18 protein-coding genes are annotated in these 19,698 nt (G+C 65.3%); 2 read left to right on the top strand and 16 right to left on the bottom strand.

Annotated features, from left to right (window positions below; all coding sequences use genetic code 11):
- The first annotated feature begins 51 nt into the window (after positions 1 to 51).
- Positions 52 to 339: a YciI family protein gene (locus RAD15_RS33610; RefSeq protein ID WP_458182840.1), complete on the top strand. Its 288-nt coding sequence runs from the start codon at positions 52 to 54 to the stop codon at positions 337 to 339.
- Here the strand turns inward: RAD15_RS33610 and RAD15_RS33605 are convergent.
- The 13 genes from RAD15_RS33605 to hydA all read right to left on the bottom strand — a co-directional run bounded on the left by RAD15_RS33605 (position 311) and on the right by hydA (position 15,954).
- Entirely contained in the window at positions 311 to 1,324 is a 1,014-nt protein-coding gene (locus RAD15_RS33605) for an ABC transporter ATP-binding protein (RefSeq protein ID WP_458182838.1), read from the bottom strand. The two genes, RAD15_RS33610 and RAD15_RS33605, sit on opposite strands and share 29 nt — an antisense overlap.
- Positions 1,321 to 2,310, bottom strand: coding sequence for an ABC transporter ATP-binding protein (locus RAD15_RS33600; protein WP_458182836.1), 990 nt, complete (start codon positions 2,308 to 2,310; stop codon positions 1,321 to 1,323). The genes RAD15_RS33605 and RAD15_RS33600 overlap by 4 nt, the downstream gene beginning before the upstream one ends.
- An 18-nt stretch (positions 2,311 to 2,328) precedes the next feature.
- Entirely contained in the window at positions 2,329 to 3,252 is a 924-nt protein-coding gene (locus tag RAD15_RS33595; protein WP_458182834.1) for an ABC transporter permease, read from the bottom strand.
- Positions 3,249 to 4,190: an ABC transporter permease gene (locus RAD15_RS33590; RefSeq protein ID WP_458182833.1), complete on the bottom strand. Its 942-nt coding sequence runs from the start codon at positions 4,188 to 4,190 to the stop codon at positions 3,249 to 3,251. Before RAD15_RS33590 ends, RAD15_RS33595 begins: the two co-directional genes overlap by 4 nt.
- 17 nt (positions 4,191 to 4,207) lie before the next feature.
- Entirely contained in the window at positions 4,208 to 5,812 is a 1,605-nt protein-coding gene (locus RAD15_RS33585) for an ABC transporter substrate-binding protein (protein WP_458182831.1), read from the bottom strand.
- 184 nt (positions 5,813 to 5,996) lie between these two features.
- A complete protein-coding gene (gene nikE / locus RAD15_RS33580; protein WP_458182829.1) occupies positions 5,997 to 7,667 on the bottom strand; it encodes a nickel ABC transporter ATP-binding protein NikE in 1,671 nt (556 codons plus the stop codon).
- Positions 7,664 to 8,512 (bottom strand): ABC transporter permease, encoded by an 849-nt coding sequence (locus tag RAD15_RS33575; RefSeq protein WP_458182827.1) that lies wholly within the window; start codon positions 8,510 to 8,512, stop codon positions 7,664 to 7,666. The genes nikE and RAD15_RS33575 overlap by 4 nt, the downstream gene beginning before the upstream one ends.
- Positions 8,509 to 9,543, bottom strand: a complete 1,035-nt coding sequence (locus tag RAD15_RS33570; RefSeq protein ID WP_458182826.1) for an ABC transporter permease — start codon at positions 9,541 to 9,543, stop codon at positions 8,509 to 8,511. The genes RAD15_RS33575 and RAD15_RS33570 overlap by 4 nt, the downstream gene beginning before the upstream one ends.
- Positions 9,544 to 9,571: 28 nt before the next feature.
- The gene (locus tag RAD15_RS33565; RefSeq protein ID WP_458182824.1) at positions 9,572 to 11,191 is read right to left on the bottom strand and encodes an ABC transporter substrate-binding protein; all 1,620 of its coding nucleotides are present in this window, start codon (positions 11,189 to 11,191) and stop codon (positions 9,572 to 9,574) included.
- A gap of 118 nt (positions 11,192 to 11,309) precedes the next feature.
- On the bottom strand, positions 11,310 to 12,746 hold the full coding sequence (locus RAD15_RS33560) for an NAD(P)-binding domain-containing protein (RefSeq protein WP_458182822.1): 1,437 nt from the start codon (positions 12,744 to 12,746) through the stop codon (positions 11,310 to 11,312).
- The gene (locus RAD15_RS33555; protein ID WP_458182820.1) at positions 12,743 to 13,492 is read right to left on the bottom strand and encodes an SDR family oxidoreductase; all 750 of its coding nucleotides are present in this window, start codon (positions 13,490 to 13,492) and stop codon (positions 12,743 to 12,745) included. The genes RAD15_RS33560 and RAD15_RS33555 overlap by 4 nt, the downstream gene beginning before the upstream one ends.
- Before the next feature lies 1 nt (position 13,493).
- Positions 13,494 to 14,468: an NAD-dependent epimerase/dehydratase family protein gene (locus RAD15_RS33550; RefSeq protein WP_458182818.1), complete on the bottom strand. Its 975-nt coding sequence runs from the start codon at positions 14,466 to 14,468 to the stop codon at positions 13,494 to 13,496.
- A gap of 16 nt (positions 14,469 to 14,484) precedes the next feature.
- Positions 14,485 to 15,954, bottom strand: a complete 1,470-nt coding sequence (gene hydA, locus RAD15_RS33545; protein WP_458182816.1) for a dihydropyrimidinase — start codon at positions 15,952 to 15,954, stop codon at positions 14,485 to 14,487.
- Between the two features lie 56 nt (positions 15,955 to 16,010).
- Here hydA and RAD15_RS33540 point away from each other — a divergent pair, with 56 nt between their 5' ends.
- Positions 16,011 to 16,673 carry an aspartate/glutamate racemase family protein gene (locus RAD15_RS33540; RefSeq protein ID WP_458182815.1) on the top strand — a complete coding sequence of 221 codons (663 nt, stop codon included), beginning with the start codon at positions 16,011 to 16,013 and terminating at the stop codon, positions 16,671 to 16,673.
- Here RAD15_RS33540 and RAD15_RS33535 read toward each other — a convergent pair.
- From RAD15_RS33535 to RAD15_RS33525, 3 genes are all read right to left on the bottom strand, one after another.
- Positions 16,670 to 17,329: a flavin reductase family protein gene (locus tag RAD15_RS33535; RefSeq protein WP_458182813.1), complete on the bottom strand. Its 660-nt coding sequence runs from the start codon at positions 17,327 to 17,329 to the stop codon at positions 16,670 to 16,672. The genes RAD15_RS33540 and RAD15_RS33535 overlap by 4 nt on opposite strands.
- A 5-nt stretch (positions 17,330 to 17,334) precedes the next feature.
- On the bottom strand, positions 17,335 to 18,267 hold the full coding sequence (locus RAD15_RS33530) for an N-carbamoyl-D-amino-acid hydrolase (protein WP_458182811.1): 933 nt from the start codon (positions 18,265 to 18,267) through the stop codon (positions 17,335 to 17,337).
- 134 nt (positions 18,268 to 18,401) lie between these two features.
- A complete protein-coding gene (locus RAD15_RS33525) occupies positions 18,402 to 19,697 on the bottom strand; it encodes an aminotransferase class III-fold pyridoxal phosphate-dependent enzyme (protein ID WP_458182810.1) in 1,296 nt (431 codons plus the stop codon).
- Between the last annotated feature and the right edge of the window lies 1 nt (position 19,698).

Genomic DNA, 19,698 nt, shown 5'->3' with positions numbered 1-19,698 from the left:
CGGCCGCCGCTCGCGGCCGTCCCAAGACCTGAAGTAAGAAACGGAGACATCATGCTGTTCGCCATTCACGCCGTCGACCGCGCCGGCGCGCTGCCGACCCGGCTCGCCAATTACGACGCCCACAAGGCGTTCCTGAGCGACACCTCGCGCTTCGGCGTCAAGATCGTGATGTCGGGGCCGCTCGTCTCCGACGACGGCGCGACCATGATCGGCAGCCTGTTCCTGATCGAGGCGCCGAGCCGTAGTGAAGTCGAGGCCTTCAACCGCGCCGATCCCTTTGCCGCTGCGGGGATCTGGGAAAAGGTCGCGATCACGGGCTTCCTGCGCCGGCAGGGTTGAGGCCGACTTCCGCGCCATCTTCGAGGTGACAAGCCACCCACTGCTCGGGCCCGGCGGCGCGCAGCACCGGCTCTTCGACCCGGCAGCGGTCGAAGACGAGCGGACAGCGGGTGTGGAAGCGGCATCCCTTCGGCGGATTGATCGGGCTCGGCACGTCGCCCTTGAGGATGATGGGATTGCGCTGGGCACCGGGCTCGGGCAGCGGCACCGCGGAGAGCAGCGCCCTGGTGTAGGGATGCCTTGGCGCAGCAAAGATCTCGCGGCGCGGCGCCACCTCGACGATCTTGCCGAGATACATCACCGCGACGCGATGGGTCATGTGCTCGACGATGGCGAGGTCGTGGCTGATGAACAGCAGCGCGAGGCCGAACTCGCGCTGGAGATCCTGGAGCAGATTGACGATCTGTGCCTTGACCGAGACGTCGAGCGCGGAGACCGCCTCGTCGCAGACGATCAGCTCGGGCTCGGCCGCGAGCGCCCGCGCGATGCCGATGCGCTGGCGTTGGCCGCCGGAGAATTCGTGCGGCCTGCGGTTCAGCGCCTCGCGCGGCAGGCGCACGGTGTCCATCAGCGCCGTGACGCGCACCTCGAGATCTTCGGCGGATTTGGCGAGACCGAAATTTCGGATCGGCTCGGCCAGGATGTCGCGCACGCGCATGCGCGGGTTGAGGCTGGAGAACGGATCCTGGAACACCACCTGCATGCGGCGGCGCATCTGGCGCATCGTGCTCGGATGCGCATCGTCGATGCGCTGACCGTCGAGGATCACCTGGCCCGAGGTGATTTCGAACAAGCGCAGGATGGCGCGGCCGACCGTCGATTTGCCGCAGCCGGACTCGCCGACGAGCGACAAGGTCTCGCCGCGCGCGATCTCGAACGAGACGCCGTCGACCGCATAGACGAATTCGGTTTGTCGCCCGAACAGGCCCTTGTTGATCGGGAAATGCTTCTTGAGGTCGTTGACCTGGAGCAGCGGAGGACTCATGCCGCGACGGCTCCCTTGGCCGCGTAGTGACAGGCGGCGATATGGCGGGGGCCCTTCTCTTCGAGCCCCGGCGCATATTGCCGGCAGAGATCGGTCGCGAGCGCACAGCGGCCGGCAAAGACGCAGCCAATGATCGGCTTGCGGAGATCGGGCACTTGCCCGGGAATTTCGGCGAGCCGCGTCGCGGTGCCGGCGAGCGAGGAGCCGAGCCTGGGCACCGCGCCGAGCAGGCCTTGCGTATAGGGATGAAGCGGCGAACGGAACAACTCGGCCACCGGCGCTTCCTCGACCTTGCGGCCGGCATACATCACCATGACACGCTCGGCGATCTCGGCGACGACGCCGAGGTCGTGGGTGATCAGGATGATGGCCGCGCCAACCCGGCGCTTGAGGTCCAGCATCAGCTTCAGGATCTGCGCCTGGATCGTCACGTCGAGCGCGGTGGTCGGCTCGTCGGCAATGAGAAGCTTCGGATTGCAGGCCAGCGCGATCGCGATCATGACGCGCTGGCGCATGCCGCCCGAGAGCTGGTGCGGAAACTCGCGCACGCGGCGCTTCGGCTCGGGAATTCCGACCAGCGTCAACATCTCGATCGCGTGCGCCTCGGCGGCCGCCTTGTCCAGGCCCTGATGGATCATCAGCGTCTCGCGGATCTGCCGGCCGACGGTCAGCACCGGGTTCAGGCTCGTCATCGGCTCCTGAAAAATCATCGAGATGTCGTTGCCGCGGATCGCGCGCATCTCGCGATCGGACAGTTGCAGCAGGTCCCTGCCCGCAAAGCGGATGGCGCCCGCGATCCTGCCGGGCGGCTCCGGGATCAGCCGCATCAGCGACATCGACGTCACCGACTTGCCGCAGCCGGACTCGCCGACGATGGCGAGCGTCTCGCCCTCGCTGACATGGAAGGACACCCCGTCCACCGCGCGGTTGATGCCGCTGGGGGTACGGAAATGGGTCTGGAGGTTCTCGACTTCGAGCAACGCCATGTGATCAGCCTCGCAACATCAGAGGCTCTTGGCCATGCGCGGATCGAGCGCATCGCGCAGGCCGTCGCCGAGCAGGTTCACCGCAAGCACGGTGACGGAGAGAAATGCCGCCGGAAAGAACACGATGTAGGGCTTGACCTGCCACAGTGCGCGGCCCTCGGCCATGATGTTGCCCCAGGAGGGAATGGTGGGCGGCGTTCCGGCACCGATGAAGGACAGGATCGCCTCCGTGATCATGGCGCTGGCGCAGATATAGGTCGCCTGGACCAGCATCGGCGCCAGCGTGTTGGGCAGGATGTGGCGCAGGATGATCATCGGCGTGCGAGTGCCGCAGGCGACCGCGGCATCCACATAGGGCTGCTCGCGCAGCGACAGAACCACGCTGCGCACGAGGCGGGAGACGCGCGGGATTTCGGCGATGGTGATCGCCAGGATGACGTTGCCGACGCTGCCGCGCGTCAGCGCCATCAGCGCAATCGCGAGCAGGATCGGCGGGATCGACATCAGGCCGTCCATGAAGCGCATCAAAATGCCGTCGGCCCAGCGGATGAAGCCGGAGACGATGCCGATGGCAAGCCCTGCCGCGGACGCGAAGATCGCGACCGACAGGCCGACGGTAAGCGAGACGCGCGCACCGAAGAGCACACGCGAATAGATGTCGCGGCCAAGCACGTCGGTGCCGAACCAGAAATCGGCCGACGGCGCGCGTGTGCGTTTTGCGGGCGCCAGCGCGGTCGGATCGACCGTTCCGAGATAGGGGGCAAAAACCGCGATCAGGACGAGCGTCAGCAGCAGCGCGCCGCCGATCGCAACCGTGGGATGGCCGCGCAGGAGGCCGATGAAGCCGCGCCGGATCGTGACCGGCCGCAGGATATCAGGCAGTTGCGGCGCGAGGACGAGCCCGGCCGGAAGCGATTGCGGGTTGACGGTCGTATCGGTCAATAGCGGATCCTCGGGTCAACGAGCGTATAGGTGACGTCGATCATCAGATTGACGAGGACGTAGACGAAGCTGAACAGCAGCACGATGCCCTGGATCACCGGATAATCGCGGCGCAGGATCGCATCGATCGTGAGCCGGCCGAGGCCGGGAATCGCGAACACGCTTTCGGTGACGACCGCGCCGCCGATCAGGAGCGCGATGCCGATCCCGATCACGGTCACGATCGGCACCGCCGCGTTCTTCAGCGCATGAATGAACAGGATGCCGCCCTGCCCCAGGCCCTTGGCCTTGGCGGTGCGGATATAATCCTGCTGCAACACTTCGAGCATGGTGGCGCGGGTGATGCGCGCGACCAGCGCGATATAGACGCAGCCGAGCGCGATCGCTGGCAGGATCAGGTTCTCCAGCCAAGGCCAGAAACCCTGGGCAAGCGGCGTATAGCCCTGCACCGGAAGCCATTCGAGCTCGAGCGCGAAGACGTAGGCGAGGACGTAGCCGACCACGAAGACGGGCAGCGAGAACCCGAACACGGCGAACGCCATGATGACGCGATCGATCAGGCTGCCGGCCTTCCATGCCGCCACGACGCCGAGCGGCACCGCGACCACGATCGTGAGCAGAAGCGTGACGATCATCAGGGACAGCGTCGGTCCGAGACGCTGCCCGATCATCGTCGAGACCGGCAGATTGGTGAAGATCGACGTGCCGAGATCGCCGTGCAGGATCCGCCAGACCCAGCTTCCGAACTGGATCAGGAAGGGACGATCGAGACCGAGGCTCTGGCGGATGCGCTCCACATCCTCCGGGCTTGCCTGATCGCCTGCGATCACCACGGCGGGATCACCCGGCGCGATGTAGAGCAGGCTGAACACGAACAGCGCGACGATGGCCATGACGGGCAAAGTCGCGACGATGCGGCGGAGGATGTAGGAGAGCATCTGGCCTCAGCGCGCGATCATGCGGATTTCGACACGCCCCAGAAGAACGGCAGCGGCCCCTTGGTGATGCCGGAGACGTTCTTGCGCCAGGCCGTGTAGCTCAGGAAGAATCCGGTCGGCGCGTAGACGACGTCATCCATCGCCGCCTTGTTGAGGCGGCCGATGGCGGCCTTCTCCTCGTCGAGGCCCTTGGCCTCGAACCAGGCCGTAACTTCCTTTTCGGTGCCGGGGCTGTTCGGCCAGCCGAACCAGGCCTTGTCGCCGTTGGCGCGAATGGCGGTGTAGGGCGCCGGATTGATGCAGTCCGAACCTGCATGCCAGGTGTGGAACATGTTCCAGCCGCCCTGACCTGGCGGCGTCTTCTGCGCGCGGCGGGAGCCGACCGTGCCCCAATCGGTCGCGACGAAGTCGACATTCATGCCGAGCTTCTTGAGGAGGTCCGCGGTTACGTCGCCCATTGCCTTGGTGATCGGCTGATCCTGCGCGACAAGGCACGTCACCGGCTGGCCGGAATAGCCGCTCTCGGCGAGCAGCTTCTTGGCCGCGTCGAGATCGCGCTTGCCCTTGAGGATTTCGCCACCCGTTTCGGTGTAGAGCGGCGTATCCGGCGTGAAGAAGCCGGGCAGCGGCTTCCACAATGAATTGTCGTCGCCGACGATCGCGCGCATGTAGTCTTCCTGGTTGAGCGCCATCAGAACCGCGCGTCGCGCCCGCACGTCATTGAACGGCGGGTACAGGAAGTTCATGCGGAACGAACCGACATTGCCGAGCGGATCGCCGATATCGACGCTGATGTTCTTGTTCTTCTTCAGGACCGGGACGAGGTCCGCGATCGGGTTCTCCCACCAGTCGATCTCGCCGTTCTGCAAAGCGGCCGCAGCGGTCGCCGGGTCCGGCATGATGATCCATTCGACGCGGTCGATCAGCATCTGCTTGCCGCCGGCGAGCCACGACGCCTTCTCCTGCCGCGGCACATAGTCGGAGAATTTCTCGAACACGGCCTTCGCGCCGGGGACCCATTCGCCCTTGGCGAACTTCATCGGCCCCGAGCCGACATAATCCGAGATCTGCTTGAATGGGTCGGTCTGCGCAATGCGCTCCGGCATGATGAAGGCGCAAGGCGAATTGTTCTTGGCAAGCGCATAAAGCATTTTCGGGAACGGCTGCTTCAGCACCCATTTGAAGGTGCGGTCGTCGACAGCCGTGAGCTCTTGCTGGTTCGCCTTGAGCATCAAGCCCATGGGATCGCGCGCGGCCCAGCGGTTGAGGCTCGCCACGACGTCCTTGCTGAGCACCGGCTCGCCGTCATGGAACTTGAGCCCCGGCCGCAGCTTGAACGTCCAGGTGGTGCCGTCGTCGGTCACTTCCTCGGACTCGACCATCTGCCGCTGCGGCTGAAGCGAGGAATCGACGCCGTAGAGCGTGTCCCAGACCAGCGCGGCGGCATTGCGCACGACATATTGCGTGCCCCAGATCGGATCGAAATTGGCGAGATTGGCCTGCGGCACGAAGCGCAGGGTGCGGGCCGATGCGCCTTGCGACAGCGCGGGGGCCGCTAGGCCACCCGTCAATGCCAGGCCGCCCGCGCCAGCCAGTCCCTTCAATACGGTCCTGCGATCCATGAAGTCCTCCCAGTAATGCCGTGATGCCGGCCAATCATTGGCCAAGAGCAGTGAAACCGAAGCCCATTGGCGTGCAAATGGTATGCCACTAACCGCGCCTTCACCAGTGGGATCTCATCGACTTTTCGGCTAGCGCAAGTTGACTTACGCAAGTTGACTCGCCCAACTTGACTTGTCCAAGACCTCAAAGAGCCGCCGCCATCGTCGACCCGGTCTCGATGTGCGGGATCGCCTCGACCAATCTGCGCGTGTAGTCGGTCTTCGGATTATCGAACAGCGCCCGGCTTTCGCCCTGCTCCACAATGCCGCCGTTGCGGAGCACAATGGTGCGGTCGCAGAGCATGCGCACCACGTTGAGATCGTGGCTGACGAACAGCAGCGCGATGTCGTTCTCGCGCCGCAGGCGATCGAGCAGTTGCAGCACAACCGCCTGCACCGAGACGTCGAGCGCAGCGGTCGGCTCATCCAGCACCAGCAGCCGCGGCCGACAAGCGATGGCGCGCGCAATTCCCACGCGCGCCTTCTGGCCGCCGGAGAGCTGGTGCGGAAAGCGCGGCAACAGGTCCAGCGGCAGTCCCACGCGCTCCGCGCATTCCTCCACCCGTTGCCGCAACGCCTCGCCCGCACGCATGCCGTCGAGCCGCATCAGGGGATGGGCGATGCAGTCGAAGGCGGTGAAGCGCGGATTGAGGCTCTCGTTCGGGTCCTGGAACACCATCTGGATGTCTTTGCGCAAGGGCGAGCGGTGAAAATCGCGCGCGGCCACGTGGCCGATCGACGTTCCGTCGAACACGATCTCGCCATCGCTCGGGTCGATCAGGCGGCAGATCATGCGCGACGTCGTGCTCTTGCCCGAGCCGGACTCGCCGACCAGCCCGACACTCTCGCCGCCGGCCATCGTCATCGAGAAGTCGGCGACAGCCGCAGAACCCTGATCGAAACGTTTCGCAAGCTTCCGCACTTCCAGCAGCGGCGGCGTTCCATGCGCGAGCTCCGGTCGGGGCTTGCCGAGAACGGCCGTGTAACGCTCCCGCTCCTCCTCCGTCACGAGATCCTCGATCCGGGAGGTCGCGGTCGGCGATGCCGCAACGAGGCGCTTCGTATAGGCATGCTGCGGCGCGCTGAAGAGTGTCCTGGGACTTGCCTCCTCTACGATGCGTCCGCGCTCCATCACTGCGATGCGACGGCAATAGCGTGCGGCGAGCCCGAGATCGTGCGTGATCAGAATCGTAGCCATGCCGCGCGCGGCGGCAATGTCCGCCAGAAGATCCATCACCACCTTCTGCGTGGTGACGTCGAGGCCGGTGGTCGGTTCGTCGGCAATCAGAAGCGCGGGATTGCAGGAAATCGCGATCGCGATCATGACCCGCTGGCACATGCCGCCGGAGAGCTCGTGCGGATAGGCGTTCATCCGCGTCTCGGGGTCGCGGATCTGGACGGCACGCAGCAATTCCAGTGCCTCGGCGCGCGCGTCGTCCTTCGACATCCGCTTGTGGGTGAGGATCGCATCCGCGATCTGGAGGCCGATGGCGCGGATCGGATTGAGCGCGGCCCGCGGGTTCTGGAAGATCATCGACATCGCGGCGCCCTGGAGATGACGGAGATCGTCACCCCTGAGCTTCGTCACGTCCTGCCCGCGAAACAGGATCTTGCCGCCGACGACGCGGCCGGCGGCATCGAGCAGCCGTGTCGTTGCAAATCCAGTGACCGATTTTCCCGAGCCGCTCTCGCCGACGAGGCCGAGCATCTCGCCGGCTCCGACGGCGAGCGTGACGCCACGCACCGCCTCGACCACGCCGCGACGCGTCGAGAACGACACGTGGAGGTCATCGATCCTGAGCAGGTCCTCGCTCATGTGCGCATGCGGGGATCGAGAATGTCCCGCATCCCGTCACCGAGGAGATTGAAACACAGCACGGCCATCATCAGCGCAAGGCCCGGAAAGGCCACCAGCCACCACCGGCCGGTCGAGATGAAGCGGGCACCCTCGGCGACCATGATGCCCCATTCCGGCGTCGGCGGCTTGACGCCGAGACCGATGAAGGACAGGCCGGCCGCGTTCAAAATCGCCCAGCCGAGATTGAGCGAGATCTGCACCGCCATCGCCGGCAGGATGTTCGGCAGCAGGAAGCGCAGCACCACCGAGAAATGGCTCTCGCCGCAGGCCCGCGCCGCTTCCACCCAGCCGACGTTCCGCCTGACATTGACCTCGGCGCGCGCAAAGCGGATGTAGAACGGCAGATTGATGATCGCGGTCGCGATCACGATGTTCTCGATCCGGTTTCCCAATGCGGCGACCATAGCCATCGCCAGCACGAACAGCGGAAAAGCCATCATGACGTCGACGAAACGGCCGACCGCGCGATCCAGCCTGCCGCCGGCATAGCCGCAGAAGGAACCGACGACGGCTCCGATCACGAAGGAGATGCCGACCGCGGAGATCGCAATGGCCAGATCCAGCCGCGCCGCGATAACGAGGCGGCTGAAGACGTCGCGGCCGAGCTGATCCGTGCCGGCGATATGCGCCGCGCTCGGGGGCAGCAGCGCTTCGGAGACGTTCGAGACCACGGGATCATAAGGAACGATCCACGGTCCAAAGATCGCGACCAGGACGAACAGGAGGACGCCGGTCGCGGCAACGGCCGTCAGCGGATTGCCGCGCAGGATCCAGACCGAGTGGCGGAAGGTGGCACTGGTCATTCGATCGACACCCTGGGATCGGCGATGCCGTAGCAGATGTCGACGACGAGATTGACCAGCACGAACAGGCTCGCCATCAGCAGCACGAAACCCTGCACCGGCGCGTAGTCGGAGGATAAAAGCGCATCGAGCGCGTAGGACGCGACGCCCGGCCAGGAGAACACCTTCTCCACCAGCACGTTGGCGCCCAGCATGGTCGAGAACACGATGCCGGCGATGGTGATGACGGGCAGGATCGCGTTCCTCAGGGCATAAGTGACGACGACCTTGTGCCAGGACAATCCGACCGAGCGCGCGGTGCGCACGAAATCGCTGCCGAGCGACACCAGCATCGAGGCGCGCGTGATCCGCGCCAGCGGCGCGATGACGAACAGGGCCATGCTCACGGCCGGCAGGATCAACTGCTTGCAGGCCGCCCACCAGCCCTCAAAGTCTCCGGCGAGCAGGAAATCGATCGACAGGAATCCGGAGCGCTGCGGCGGCAGCGAGGTGAAGACGTCGATCCGGCCCGTGGGATCGGGCGCGAGGCCAAGCAGATAGTAGAAGACGTAGATCAGCAGCAGGCCCGAAACGAAGGTCGGCACGCAGACGCCGAGCGCGCAGAACAACCGTACCCCGTGATCGATGATCGACCCCGGCCTCAAGGCCGCGATGACGCCGAGTGGAACGGCCGCGATCAGCGCGATCAACAGCGCCGTGAAGGTGAGCTCGAGCGAGGCCGGCAGTCGCTCGCGCAAATCCTTCAGCACCGGCTGTCCCGTCATCATGGAGCGGCCGAGATTGCCGTGGCCGATGTCGGAGAGATAGAACACAAGCTGCTCCGGCACCGATTTGTTGAGCCCCATCTGCTTGCGGATCTGCTCGATCTCCTCCTTGCCGGCATTGGGCCCCGAGGCGAAGAACACCGCGGGGTCGCCCGGCAGGACGCGCATCAGGAGAAAGGTGAAGACCAGCACTCCGAACAGCGCCGGCAGCGACGACAACAGCCGCCTGCCCGCCCGCACCATCGTTGCGCCAAGACCGGTCGTCACCTTTCGGAGCCTCTCTCGTTTGCCGGCATCACTTGCGGCTGACGTCGCGATAGTCGACCTGGCGGTGGAACTCGTAGGTGTAGCCTTCGATCGACGACGCCATCACCGCATCCTGGTTCGGCTGCCACAGCGGAATCTGCGGCATCTCGCTGAAATGGATGGCATTGAGCTTGCGGCCGTCCTCCTCGTACTTGGCCTTGTCCGGCTCGAAGCGCGCCTCCTGCGCGATCGCAGCCAGCTCGGGATTGTTGATCGAGCTGTAATTCCAGCGCTGATTGCCGGTGTAGAAGTTGCGGTAGAAATAGTCCGTCGACGGCAGCCAGGCGACGATGCCCTCGGTGAAGAAGGGCAGCTTCTTCTCGTTGATCTGCGTCGACATCTGCGCATCCGGCAGCTTCTGGATGTCGACCTTGATCCCGATCTTGCCGAGAGATTCCTTCACGAGAGCCGCCATCGGCTCAGCCGTCGAGGCCTGCCCGACATTGAAGCTGAAGGTGGTCGAGAATCCCTCAGGCAGGCCCGCCGCCTTGAGATATTCCCTGGCCTTGTCGAGATCGATCTTCACCGGCGCCTGGAACGGATAGATGCCGTTCAGCGGCTTGCCGTCGGGCCAGGTCGCGCCGAACAGCGGCGCGCCGCGGCCGAACAGAGCGGCCTTGAACATGTCGTCATACGGCAGCGCGAAGGCGACGGCGCGGCGGACGTTGACGTTGTCGAAGGGCGGGATCTGGTTGTTCATCGAGACGAAGGTGATCGAATTGTATTGCGGCGTCGAGATCACCTTGAGCTTGCCCTTGGCCTCGAGCGACTGCACGTCGCTGGCCTGGAGATCGACCACGAGATCGGCGTCGCCGCGCTCGACCAGATTGGCGCGGGTCGCAGGCTCCGGCACCGACTGCACGATGACGCGCTTGAAGAAGGCGGGCTTGTCGGGCGACCCGCGATTCCAGTCCTCGTTGCGCTTGACGATCACCTGCTCGCCCGGCTTGAAGGTCTCGACCACATAGGCGCCGCTGCCGGCGGTGTGCTCCTTCAGCCAGGCGGTGGCCCAGGGATCATCCGCGGTGGCATGCTCTTTTGCCAATTTCGAGTTGATGATCATCGGGTAAACAGTGGCGAGATTGGGCAGCGCGAGCTTGTCGGGTTTCGGCAGCGTCACCTCGATCGTGAGGGGATCGATCACCTTGAACTGATCGGCGGAGGTCAGGGATCCCGTCAGAAGCTGTGCCTTGCCGAGGATCGGCGCCGTGACGCAGCGATCGAGCGACCATTTGACGTCCTCGGCCGTGACCGGCGAGCCGTCCTGGAATTTTGCATCCTTGCGCAGGCGGAACGTGAGCTTCAGCCCGTCGGGGCTGACGTCGTAGGATTCGGCGAGCTCGCCCGTGATCTTGTCGAGATCGAACACCCATTTGCCGTTGAGTTGCTTGCGGCCGAACGCCACGAGCCGGTCATATGTGCTCATGCTCAGCGCAAAGGACTCGCGGGTCGAACCGGGGATGTTGGGATCGAGCGTGTTGACCGATGCGCCGGTGACGTAGCGCAAGGTCTCAGCCCTGGTTTGCGCCTGCGAAGCCGCGGTGGCGACAAGCAGAAGCGCAGTGGCGGCGAACACGCAGGACGCCGGCCTGAAAGACACAAAACGCATTCGTTTTTCCCTGAATTTCGACAAGAATGCCAGCAAGGCAGGTTAAGAAACAAGCAAGTTGCGCGCCAGTCTCATGGTGCGCTTTTGATGTCGCTTCGTCGCGGCGGCGCATGAATGATCACAGCGTTTCCCCCATGTTTCGCACCGGCCGCACGACCACCGCCTGAGGCACGTCGTAGGCGCTGAGCGAGGCCCAGTGCCGCGCGACATCGGCGCGGAACAGGCCGCGCGTCAGACCGTGGACCAGCTTTGGCACGGCAGTCGTCATCGCGTTGATCGACGATCCCGACGGGCCAAAACTCATGGTGGAGGCGATGGCGAAAAGATGGATGTCGGAGATCCACGGCGTCTCGCCCGGCACGCGCTCGGTGAAGGCGTAGTCGTCGGCGAGATAGGGAAAGCGGCCGAGCCGGGCGTTGCGCTCGCCCGCAGGCGGCTGGTAGCGATCGGCCCAGGTTGCGATGTTGCCGGCAAATGCGCGCAGTTCGCCGCGCCCGGCAAAGTTCATGTCGATGCCGGTGCCGCAGATGACGAAATCCGCCGTGATGACGCCGCGCGGCGTCTGCAACTCAACGCCGTTGCCGGTCTTACGCGCGGCTTCGATCGGCGCGCCCTCGTGCAATTTGAAATTGGCGTGGCGCGCGCAGCGGTCGTAGGTCGGTTGCGGAAACCCTTCGCGCATTTCGAGAATCTTGCGCATGAAACGCCAGCGCCAGGCATCGTCGAGATCGCTGAGATGGCGCAGGAAGCCGCGGAAGGTCAGCCAGCGATAGGGCTGGATCACCTGGATCTGCGTCCGGCGGCAGAGCAGATGCACTTCCGCCGCTCCGGCCTCCAGCGCGGTCGCCGCATTGTCGAAGGCGGAGGCGCCCGCGCCGATCACGGCGACGCGCTTGCCGCGCAGGCTTTCGAAATCGATGTCGTCTGCGACGGTTGCGACCGAGCTCGCCGGCAGATGCGCTAGCTGCCCCGGAATCATCCAGTCGCCCATGCCCTCCTGCCCGGTCGCCAGCACGATCTTGCGGGCGTAGAGCGTCTCAATGGCATCGGCCCGTTTCACGCGCGCGGCGAGCAGGCCGTCCGCCACTGGCGCAATTTCCAGAAGCTCGCAAGCGTTGCGCACGGGCAAGCCGATCGTGCGCCGCAGCCACAGCAGGTACTCGGCCCAATGGGCGCGCTCGATCAGGCCAAGCTCCTGCCAGCTCTCCTTGCCGAAACGGGCCTCATGCCAGGACTGGTAGGTCAGGCTCGGAATATCGAGGTCCGGTCCCGTATAATCCTTCGGGCTGCGCAGCGTCGGCATGCGGGCATAGGTGAGCCACGGCCCCTCCTTCCCCTCCGCGGCCTTGTCGAGCAGCAGGATGTTGCTGACGCGCGAGCGCATCAGGCCGAAGCCGATGGCGACGCCGGACTGGCCGGCGCCGACGATGAGAACATCGAGCGCAGGCTTGCCGTCGGGGCCGGTCTTCGGTTCGAGCCACGCGGCGCCGGGATGCGCGATCCTGGCGAGATCGGCGCGAATGCCCGCTTCGAGCTCTGTCAGCGCATCATTCATGCCGCGAGCCAACCTCCGTCGACCACCATCACCGTGCCGGTCGTGAACGAGGACGCATCACTGGCAAGATGCAGCGCGGCCTGCGCGATCTCGTCTGCTTGGCCGAACCGCTTCATGGCGTGGCGGTTGCGCGAGGCCTCGCGCACCTCGTCCGAATTGGCGTGACGGGCAAAGCTGCGGCGAAGCATCGGCGTGTCGATCGCGCCGGGCGCGATCGCGTTGACGCGGATGCCGTCGGTGGCGAAATCCACCGCCATCGTCCGCGTCAGGCTGACGATGGCGCCCTTGGCGGCGATGTAGGCGCTGTTGCCCTTGCCGCCGGCCATCGCAAGCTGTGACGCCAGCGTGATGATCGATCCGCTGTTCTGCCGCTGCATGTGAGGCACTGCGGCCCGCGCCCACAGCCAGGTGCCGCCGACATTGGCGCGGAACACCGCGTCCCAGTCGTCCGGACTCGTGGTCAGCACCGTGCCGCCGCAGGAGAAACCGGCCGCGGTCATGAGGATATCGAGCCGGCCATATCGCGCCACGACGTCGCCGACAACAGCTTCGGCGAACGCGGCATCGCCGACGTCGCCGACATGCGTTGTTGCCTCGCTCACGAGGCTCAACGTTTGCTGAAGACCCGCAGCATCGCGATCAACCAGAGCAAGTCGCGCGCCCTCCTCTGCGAACAGCTTTGCACTGGCCTGGCCGATACCCGAGCCCGCGCCGGTGATGATGGCCGTGCGCCCCTGCAGCCGCATGTCAGCTCCCCTCCCTGTGCTGGGTCCACCAGTTGCTCATCGCAGCCGCAGACTCCGCGTAGCCAAACCGGGCGCGCCAGCCGAATTCGTCCGCCATTCGCTTGATCGACAGCGGCGCACGATCCCCGCCGTAGAGCTTGATGAAGGTTCTTTCTCCAGGCGCGGCCAGCCGGCATTGCAGTCCGGGATGCAAAGCCGCAAAAGCCTCGCCCCATTGCAGCGCGGACCAGGCCGCGCCGCCGGAGACGTTGTAGAGCCGGTGGCGCGGCCGCTCGGCTTCGATCAGCACGGCGACGGCTTCGGCGGCGTCGGGAGCATAGGTCCAGTCCTTGATGCCTGCTGCAGGGAGAAGAGCCGGTTCGCCGCGCGCGAACGCTGCCAGAATCTGAAGCTGGAGACTCGGCGTGTCCCGTACCGAACTGGCCCGTTCCCACGGACCGAACACCGCGCTCAGTCGCACGCTCAGGAAATCGCCGCCGAAGAGCTCGGCATGCCGTGCGACCGATCGTTCCGACGTGAACTTGCTGATGGCATAGAACGAAACGGGATCGCAGGGTGTGTCTTCGTCCAGAATCTCGACCCGCGCGCCCGCAGCGCCGTAAGCCGATGCCGACGACAGATTGACGACGCGGCGCACACCATGGCGGATCGCGGAGAGCAGGATCGGGATCTGCGCCATTACGTTGATCTCGAGAACGCGCGCAGTCGAAACCCGCTCTAGCTCTTCACCGGCCGTAACCGCCGCGCCGAGCACGATCGCATCGCAGCCCCCGCCAATGAGGGCGTCGATGCCTTCCGCGTCGGTGATGTCGCCCTGAACGACCTTGAGCCGCTCGCGATAATCGGCCAGCGATCGCTGCGCAGCCGGCGGCAGCGGCGCGCGGTCATACAGCGTCACCTCATGGCCGCGCGCGAGCAGCACCTCTGCGAGGTTGAGGCCGACAAAGCCTGTGCCGCCGAAGATGACGATCCTCATCGCGCGCGGTCCACCATCACAGCAGTTTTGCCCCGAAATTCCGTTCCGGATCCATATCCGCGACCAGCCGGCCGGTCGGCTTTGCAGCCTCGCCGCCGCTGCGCGCCAGGAATTTTCCGCTGCCGGCGCTCGCGAGACACTTGTCGCCGTCGATGATCACGCGGCCGCGCGAGAGCACCGATACCGGCCAGCCCTTCAGCTTGCGGCCCGCGAACGGCGTGTAGCCGGCAAGGTCGTGCATCATCTCGTCGGCGATCACGGTCTCGCGGTTGGGATCCCAGATCGCGATATCGGCATCGGCGCCGACCGCGATCGAGCCCTTGCGCGGATGCAGATTGTAGATCTTTGCAGGCGCCGTCGCGGTCAGCTCGACGAATTTTTCGAGGCCCAGCCGTCCCTTAGACACCATCGCGTCGAACAGCAGCGGCAATCGCAGCTCCAGTCCCGGCAGGCCGTTGGCGACCTGCTTGAAGTTCGGATTGGAGCCGGCGCGCAGCTTGCCGGTCTCGTCATAGCGATACGGCGCGTGATCCGACGAGATGGTCTGGAGATCCCCGAGCGAGAGCGCCTGCCAGAGCGCCTCCTGATCGGCATGCGTGCGCGGCGGCGGGCTGCACATCCACTTGGCGCCCTCCGCGCCGGGCTTGTCGAGATCGTTCGCGGTCAGGAACAGGTATTGCGGACAGGTCTCGGCAAAAATCTTGAGCCCCTGCCCACGCGAGTCGCGGATCACCTTGGCGCCTTCGGCTGTCGAGACGTGGAAGATCATGATCGGCTGGTCGATCAGCGCCGCCATGCCGATCAGCCGGGTGAAGGCTTCCGCCTCCGAGACGCGGGCGTGGCTGACGGCGTGGTATTTCGGCATGGTGTAGCCGCGCGCAAGCAGGCGCTTCACCATCCAGGCGATGATGCCGTGATTTTCGGCATGGGCGCACAACATCGCGCCGGACTGGCGCGCGGCGAGCAGGATGTCGAGCAGCGGCTCGTCGTCGACCTTGAGCCGGTCATAGGTCATGAAGATCTTGATCGAGGCATGCCCCTGCTTCACCAATGCCGGGATATGCTCCTCGACCGTCTCCTTGGTCGCGTCCGCAATGATCATGTGGAAGGCATAGTCGATCACCGCGCCCTTCTTCGCCAGCGTGTGATAATCCTCCACCACCTGCGGCAGCTTCATGCCGACATGCTGGGCCGCGAACGGGATCACCGTGGTCGTGCCACCAAAGGCCGCGGAAACCGTCGCACTCTCGAACGTGTCGGCGTTCATGATGCCGGCGGCCGACAGCTGCTCGATATGGGCGTGGCTGTCGACGCCGCCGGGCAGCACCAGCTTGCCGCGCGCGTCGATCTCGCGCTTGGCCGCCGGGAGCCCGCGGCCGATGGCCGCGATGGTCTCGCCTGATATGGCGACATCGGCCTCGAACACATCGGTCGTGGTGGCGACGCGGCCACCGCGGATGATCAGGTCGTAGGCGGGTTCAGTCATGAGGCACTCCGTGATAGGCTTAAGGCACGACATCGTAAATTCGCAGGAAGACCAGCATGTCCCGGCCGCGCATTCTCGTCATCAATCCGAACTCCAACCCCGCGGTCACGCAAGGGCTGGAGGACGCGTTGAAGCCGCTCGGTTTCGAGGGCGGGCCGGAATTGGTCTGCCAGACGCTGGCGGAGGGTCCGTTCGGGATTGAAAGCCAAGCCGATGTCGACAGCGTCGCGATGCCGCTGCGCCGGCTGGTTGAAGGCGACAACAGTTTTGCCGCCTTCGTCATCGCCTGCTACAGCGATCCCGGGCTGCAGGTCTGCCGCGAAGGAACGGACCGGCCCGTGTTCGGCATTGCCGAGTGCGGCGTGCTGACGGCGCTGGCCCGCGCCGAGACCTTTGGCGTCATCGCGATTGCCCAGCGCTCGATCCCGCGCCACATGCGCTATCTCAGGCAGATGGGACTGACCGATCGCCTCGCCGGCGAGCGGCCGCTCAACATGAGCGTTGCGGAGACCGCCTCGGGCGAAGGCACGCTCGCCAAGATGATCGAGATCGGCCGCGCGCTGCGCGACGAGGACGGCGCCCGCGCCATCGTGATGGGCTGTGCCGGCATGGCGCGCCATCGCCGACCGCTCGAAGACGCGCTCGGCATTGCCGTGATCGACCCGACACAGGCGGCCGTCACCATGGCGCTCGGTACCGTGCAGTTCTCGGCTCACTAGGCGTCCTTCAGTTCTTTTGAGTCTTGGCGTGCGAGCCATTGCGCATGGCTCTCGCGCGTCAGTGCGAACGTGTCCCGCTGCGTCGTGTAGAGATTGCCGAACATGCGGCCGATCGGCCGGTAGGCGTCGAGATCGACATACATGTTGGCCTCATCCACGAGGCCCTCGCGGGCATGAATTCTGAGCACCTCGCCGACCAAGAGCTCGCGATCCGGAGAGAAGTTCAGTACGACATGGCGGCGGCATTCCAGCGCAAAGGGCGCAGCAGCGAGCCGCGGCACTTTCACGTCGATCGAAGGGAGCGTCGCCAAACCGGCCGCGGCAACCTCGCTGTCGCCGGAGGGGAAATCGACCGCGCAGTCGTTCATCGCGCCCGATAGCGCCTCGTCCACCATGTGCACCACGAACTCGCCGTCGCGATGGATGTTGCGGGTCGTGTCCTTCGGCGAGTGATCCGGCTTGTGCTGGAGCCCGAGCACGATCAGCGCGGGGTTTTCCGAGAACACGTTGAAGAAGCTGAACGGCGCAGCATTGACCGCGCCGTTCTCGTCCAGCGTCGTTACCAGCGCGATCGGCCGCGGCACGACCACGCCGCAGAGCAGCTTGTAGCGATCGCGCGGATCGAGATCACGCAGGGAGATGCCTTTGTCCGCCATCGTTGTCACTTCTCCGGCGGCGGTACCGCGCCGGTCTGGCTGGTGATCAGGCCGTAATGCTCGATGCGGCGATGCCGGGCGAAATCGAAGATCGTGGTCTTGCCGAACGTCGTGGCGTCGAGATCGCAGGGGTGAACCAGCACCTCGTCACCATCAGTCTTGGCCTCGGCGACGATCTCGCCATTGGGATCGACGATCAGGCTGCCGCCGAACAGCGGGTGCCCGTCCTCGACGCCGGCCTTGGCCACCGCGACCACCCAGGTCGCGTTCTGATAGGCGCCAGCCTGCACCGAGAGGCGATTGTGAAACAGGCGCTTCTCGACACCCTCCTCGCTCTTCTCCGCGTTCACCGACGGCGTGTTGTAGCCGATCAGCACCATCTCGACACCCTGCAGGCCCATGACGCGATAGGTCTCGGGCCAGCGCCGATCGTTGCAGATAGCCATGCCGATGATGCCGCCGAGCTCGCGCCAGACGTTGAAGCCGAGATCGCCCGGCTCGAAATAGCGTTTCTCCAGATGCTGATGCGAACGCTTGGTGTCGTACTCCACATGGCCGGGCAAATGGACCTTGCGGTATTTACCGACGATCTTGCCGGACTTGTCGGTCAGAATCGCCGTGTTGAAGTGATGGCCGTCCGGCGTCAGCTCCGCATAGCCGAAATTCATCGCCATCTGGTGCTGCGCCGCGCGTTCGAACAGCGGCCTCGTCGCGGCGCTCGGCATTTCACGCTCGAACCAGGTGTCGAACTCGGCCCTGTCCTCCGCGTACCAGCGCGGAAAGAATGTCGTCAGCGCAAGCTCCGGATAGACGATCAAATCGGCGCCTCTGGCCTTGGCTTCGTCCATCAGCGCGATCATGCGCTCGACCACGGCCTCTCGGCTGTCGGCTTTCTGGATCGGGCCCATCTGGGCGGCGGCAACAGTGACGATACGCATCTGAGAATTCCTGGTGATCCCTTGGACGAAACTTTGATTTCAACGACGTGCCGGCGCGCCCAGCATAACGCGGCGCGACCCGGAATTTCCAGCCGAACGGGATCGGCATGGTGTGCATGGAACGATCCGCACGCTCATGCATGCTCCTTGTCGGCGACATCGAGGCCGTGGTCGAGCGCATCCAGCAGCAGCGTGGCTTCGCGCTCGGAGATCACCAGCGGCGGCGCCAGGAACAGCGAGGTCTGCTCGCCGCTGGTTCCGATCACCGCGCCGGCTTCCAGCGCCCGCTCCGCCACGCGCGAAGCGATCGGCACCTCCGTGGTGTCAGCATGCCAGGTGCGCCAGTCGGGGCCGTGGAGCTCCACCGTCCAGTGCAGCCCCTGCCCAGCCACACGCTGCACGCTCGGATGCTTCTGCGCGATCGCGAGCAGCCGGCGGGTAAACAGCTTTTCGAGCTTTTGCACGTGGTCCAGAATGTTCTCTTCGCTGACGACCTTCAGGTAGGCGCTGACGGCCGCCATGCTGATCGGATGGCCGCGCAGGGTGCCGTAATTCTGCCAGCTCGTGCCCTTGAGCCGCTCGACGATGTCTTTCGACACCACGACCGCAGCGACAGCGGCGGCGCCGCCGCCGAGCGACTTGCCAAGCGTCACGATGTCGGGGCGGCTTTGCGCGCCTTGAAACGCAAACCAGCGCCCCGCGCGGCCCGCGCCGGTGACGACCTCGTCCGCGATCCAGTACGAGCCGGCCTGCCGGGCGCAGCGCGCGACCTCGTCCTGATAGGCGCCGTCGTAATAGATGCCGCCTTGCGTATAGTCGATGATCGTCGCCGCCGTGTCGGCGAGCAGGCGCGTCGCATCCGCCAGATATTCGCTGGACGGGGTATTCTCGGCCGGTGCGCCATAAATCGCACCACGAGGCGCGGGCAGGATCCGCACCGGCGCCATCGGCGCCGGCAGCTTCGAGCCACCCGCGTGCACCGCAAGGCCGCCGTGCCATTGCGGCTGCACCGTCATGCTGCGCGACAGGCCGGTGATGCCGTGATAGGCGCGCTCGCGTGTTGCCAATGCGGAGCGCTGCGTCAGCGCCTGACAGAGCGACAGCGCCATGTCGTTGGCCTCGCTGCCGCTGATGCAGAAACGCACCGCGCCGACCCAATCCTCTTCCCCCTTGAACGCGGTGGCCATCAGATCGTCGGCGGCCTGCTCGCGGCCGACCCAGGTCCAGCCTTCGTTGACGACAGGCGTATCGGCCGCGCGGCGGATCGCCTCAACCATCGCGGGGTGACGATGTCCGAGACCGCCGCCGGTGTTGCTGCCGTCGATCAGCTTGCGGCCGTCGGACAGATGAAAATAGACGCCCTCGCCGCCCACCACGGCCATGGGCGCGGCATCGCCCGCGTTCAGCCCGGTTCGCAACAATCTGCTCATC

Source organism: Bradyrhizobium sp. 14AA (assembly GCF_054185205.1).
This window is presented reverse-complemented; position numbering and strand designations above follow the sequence as displayed.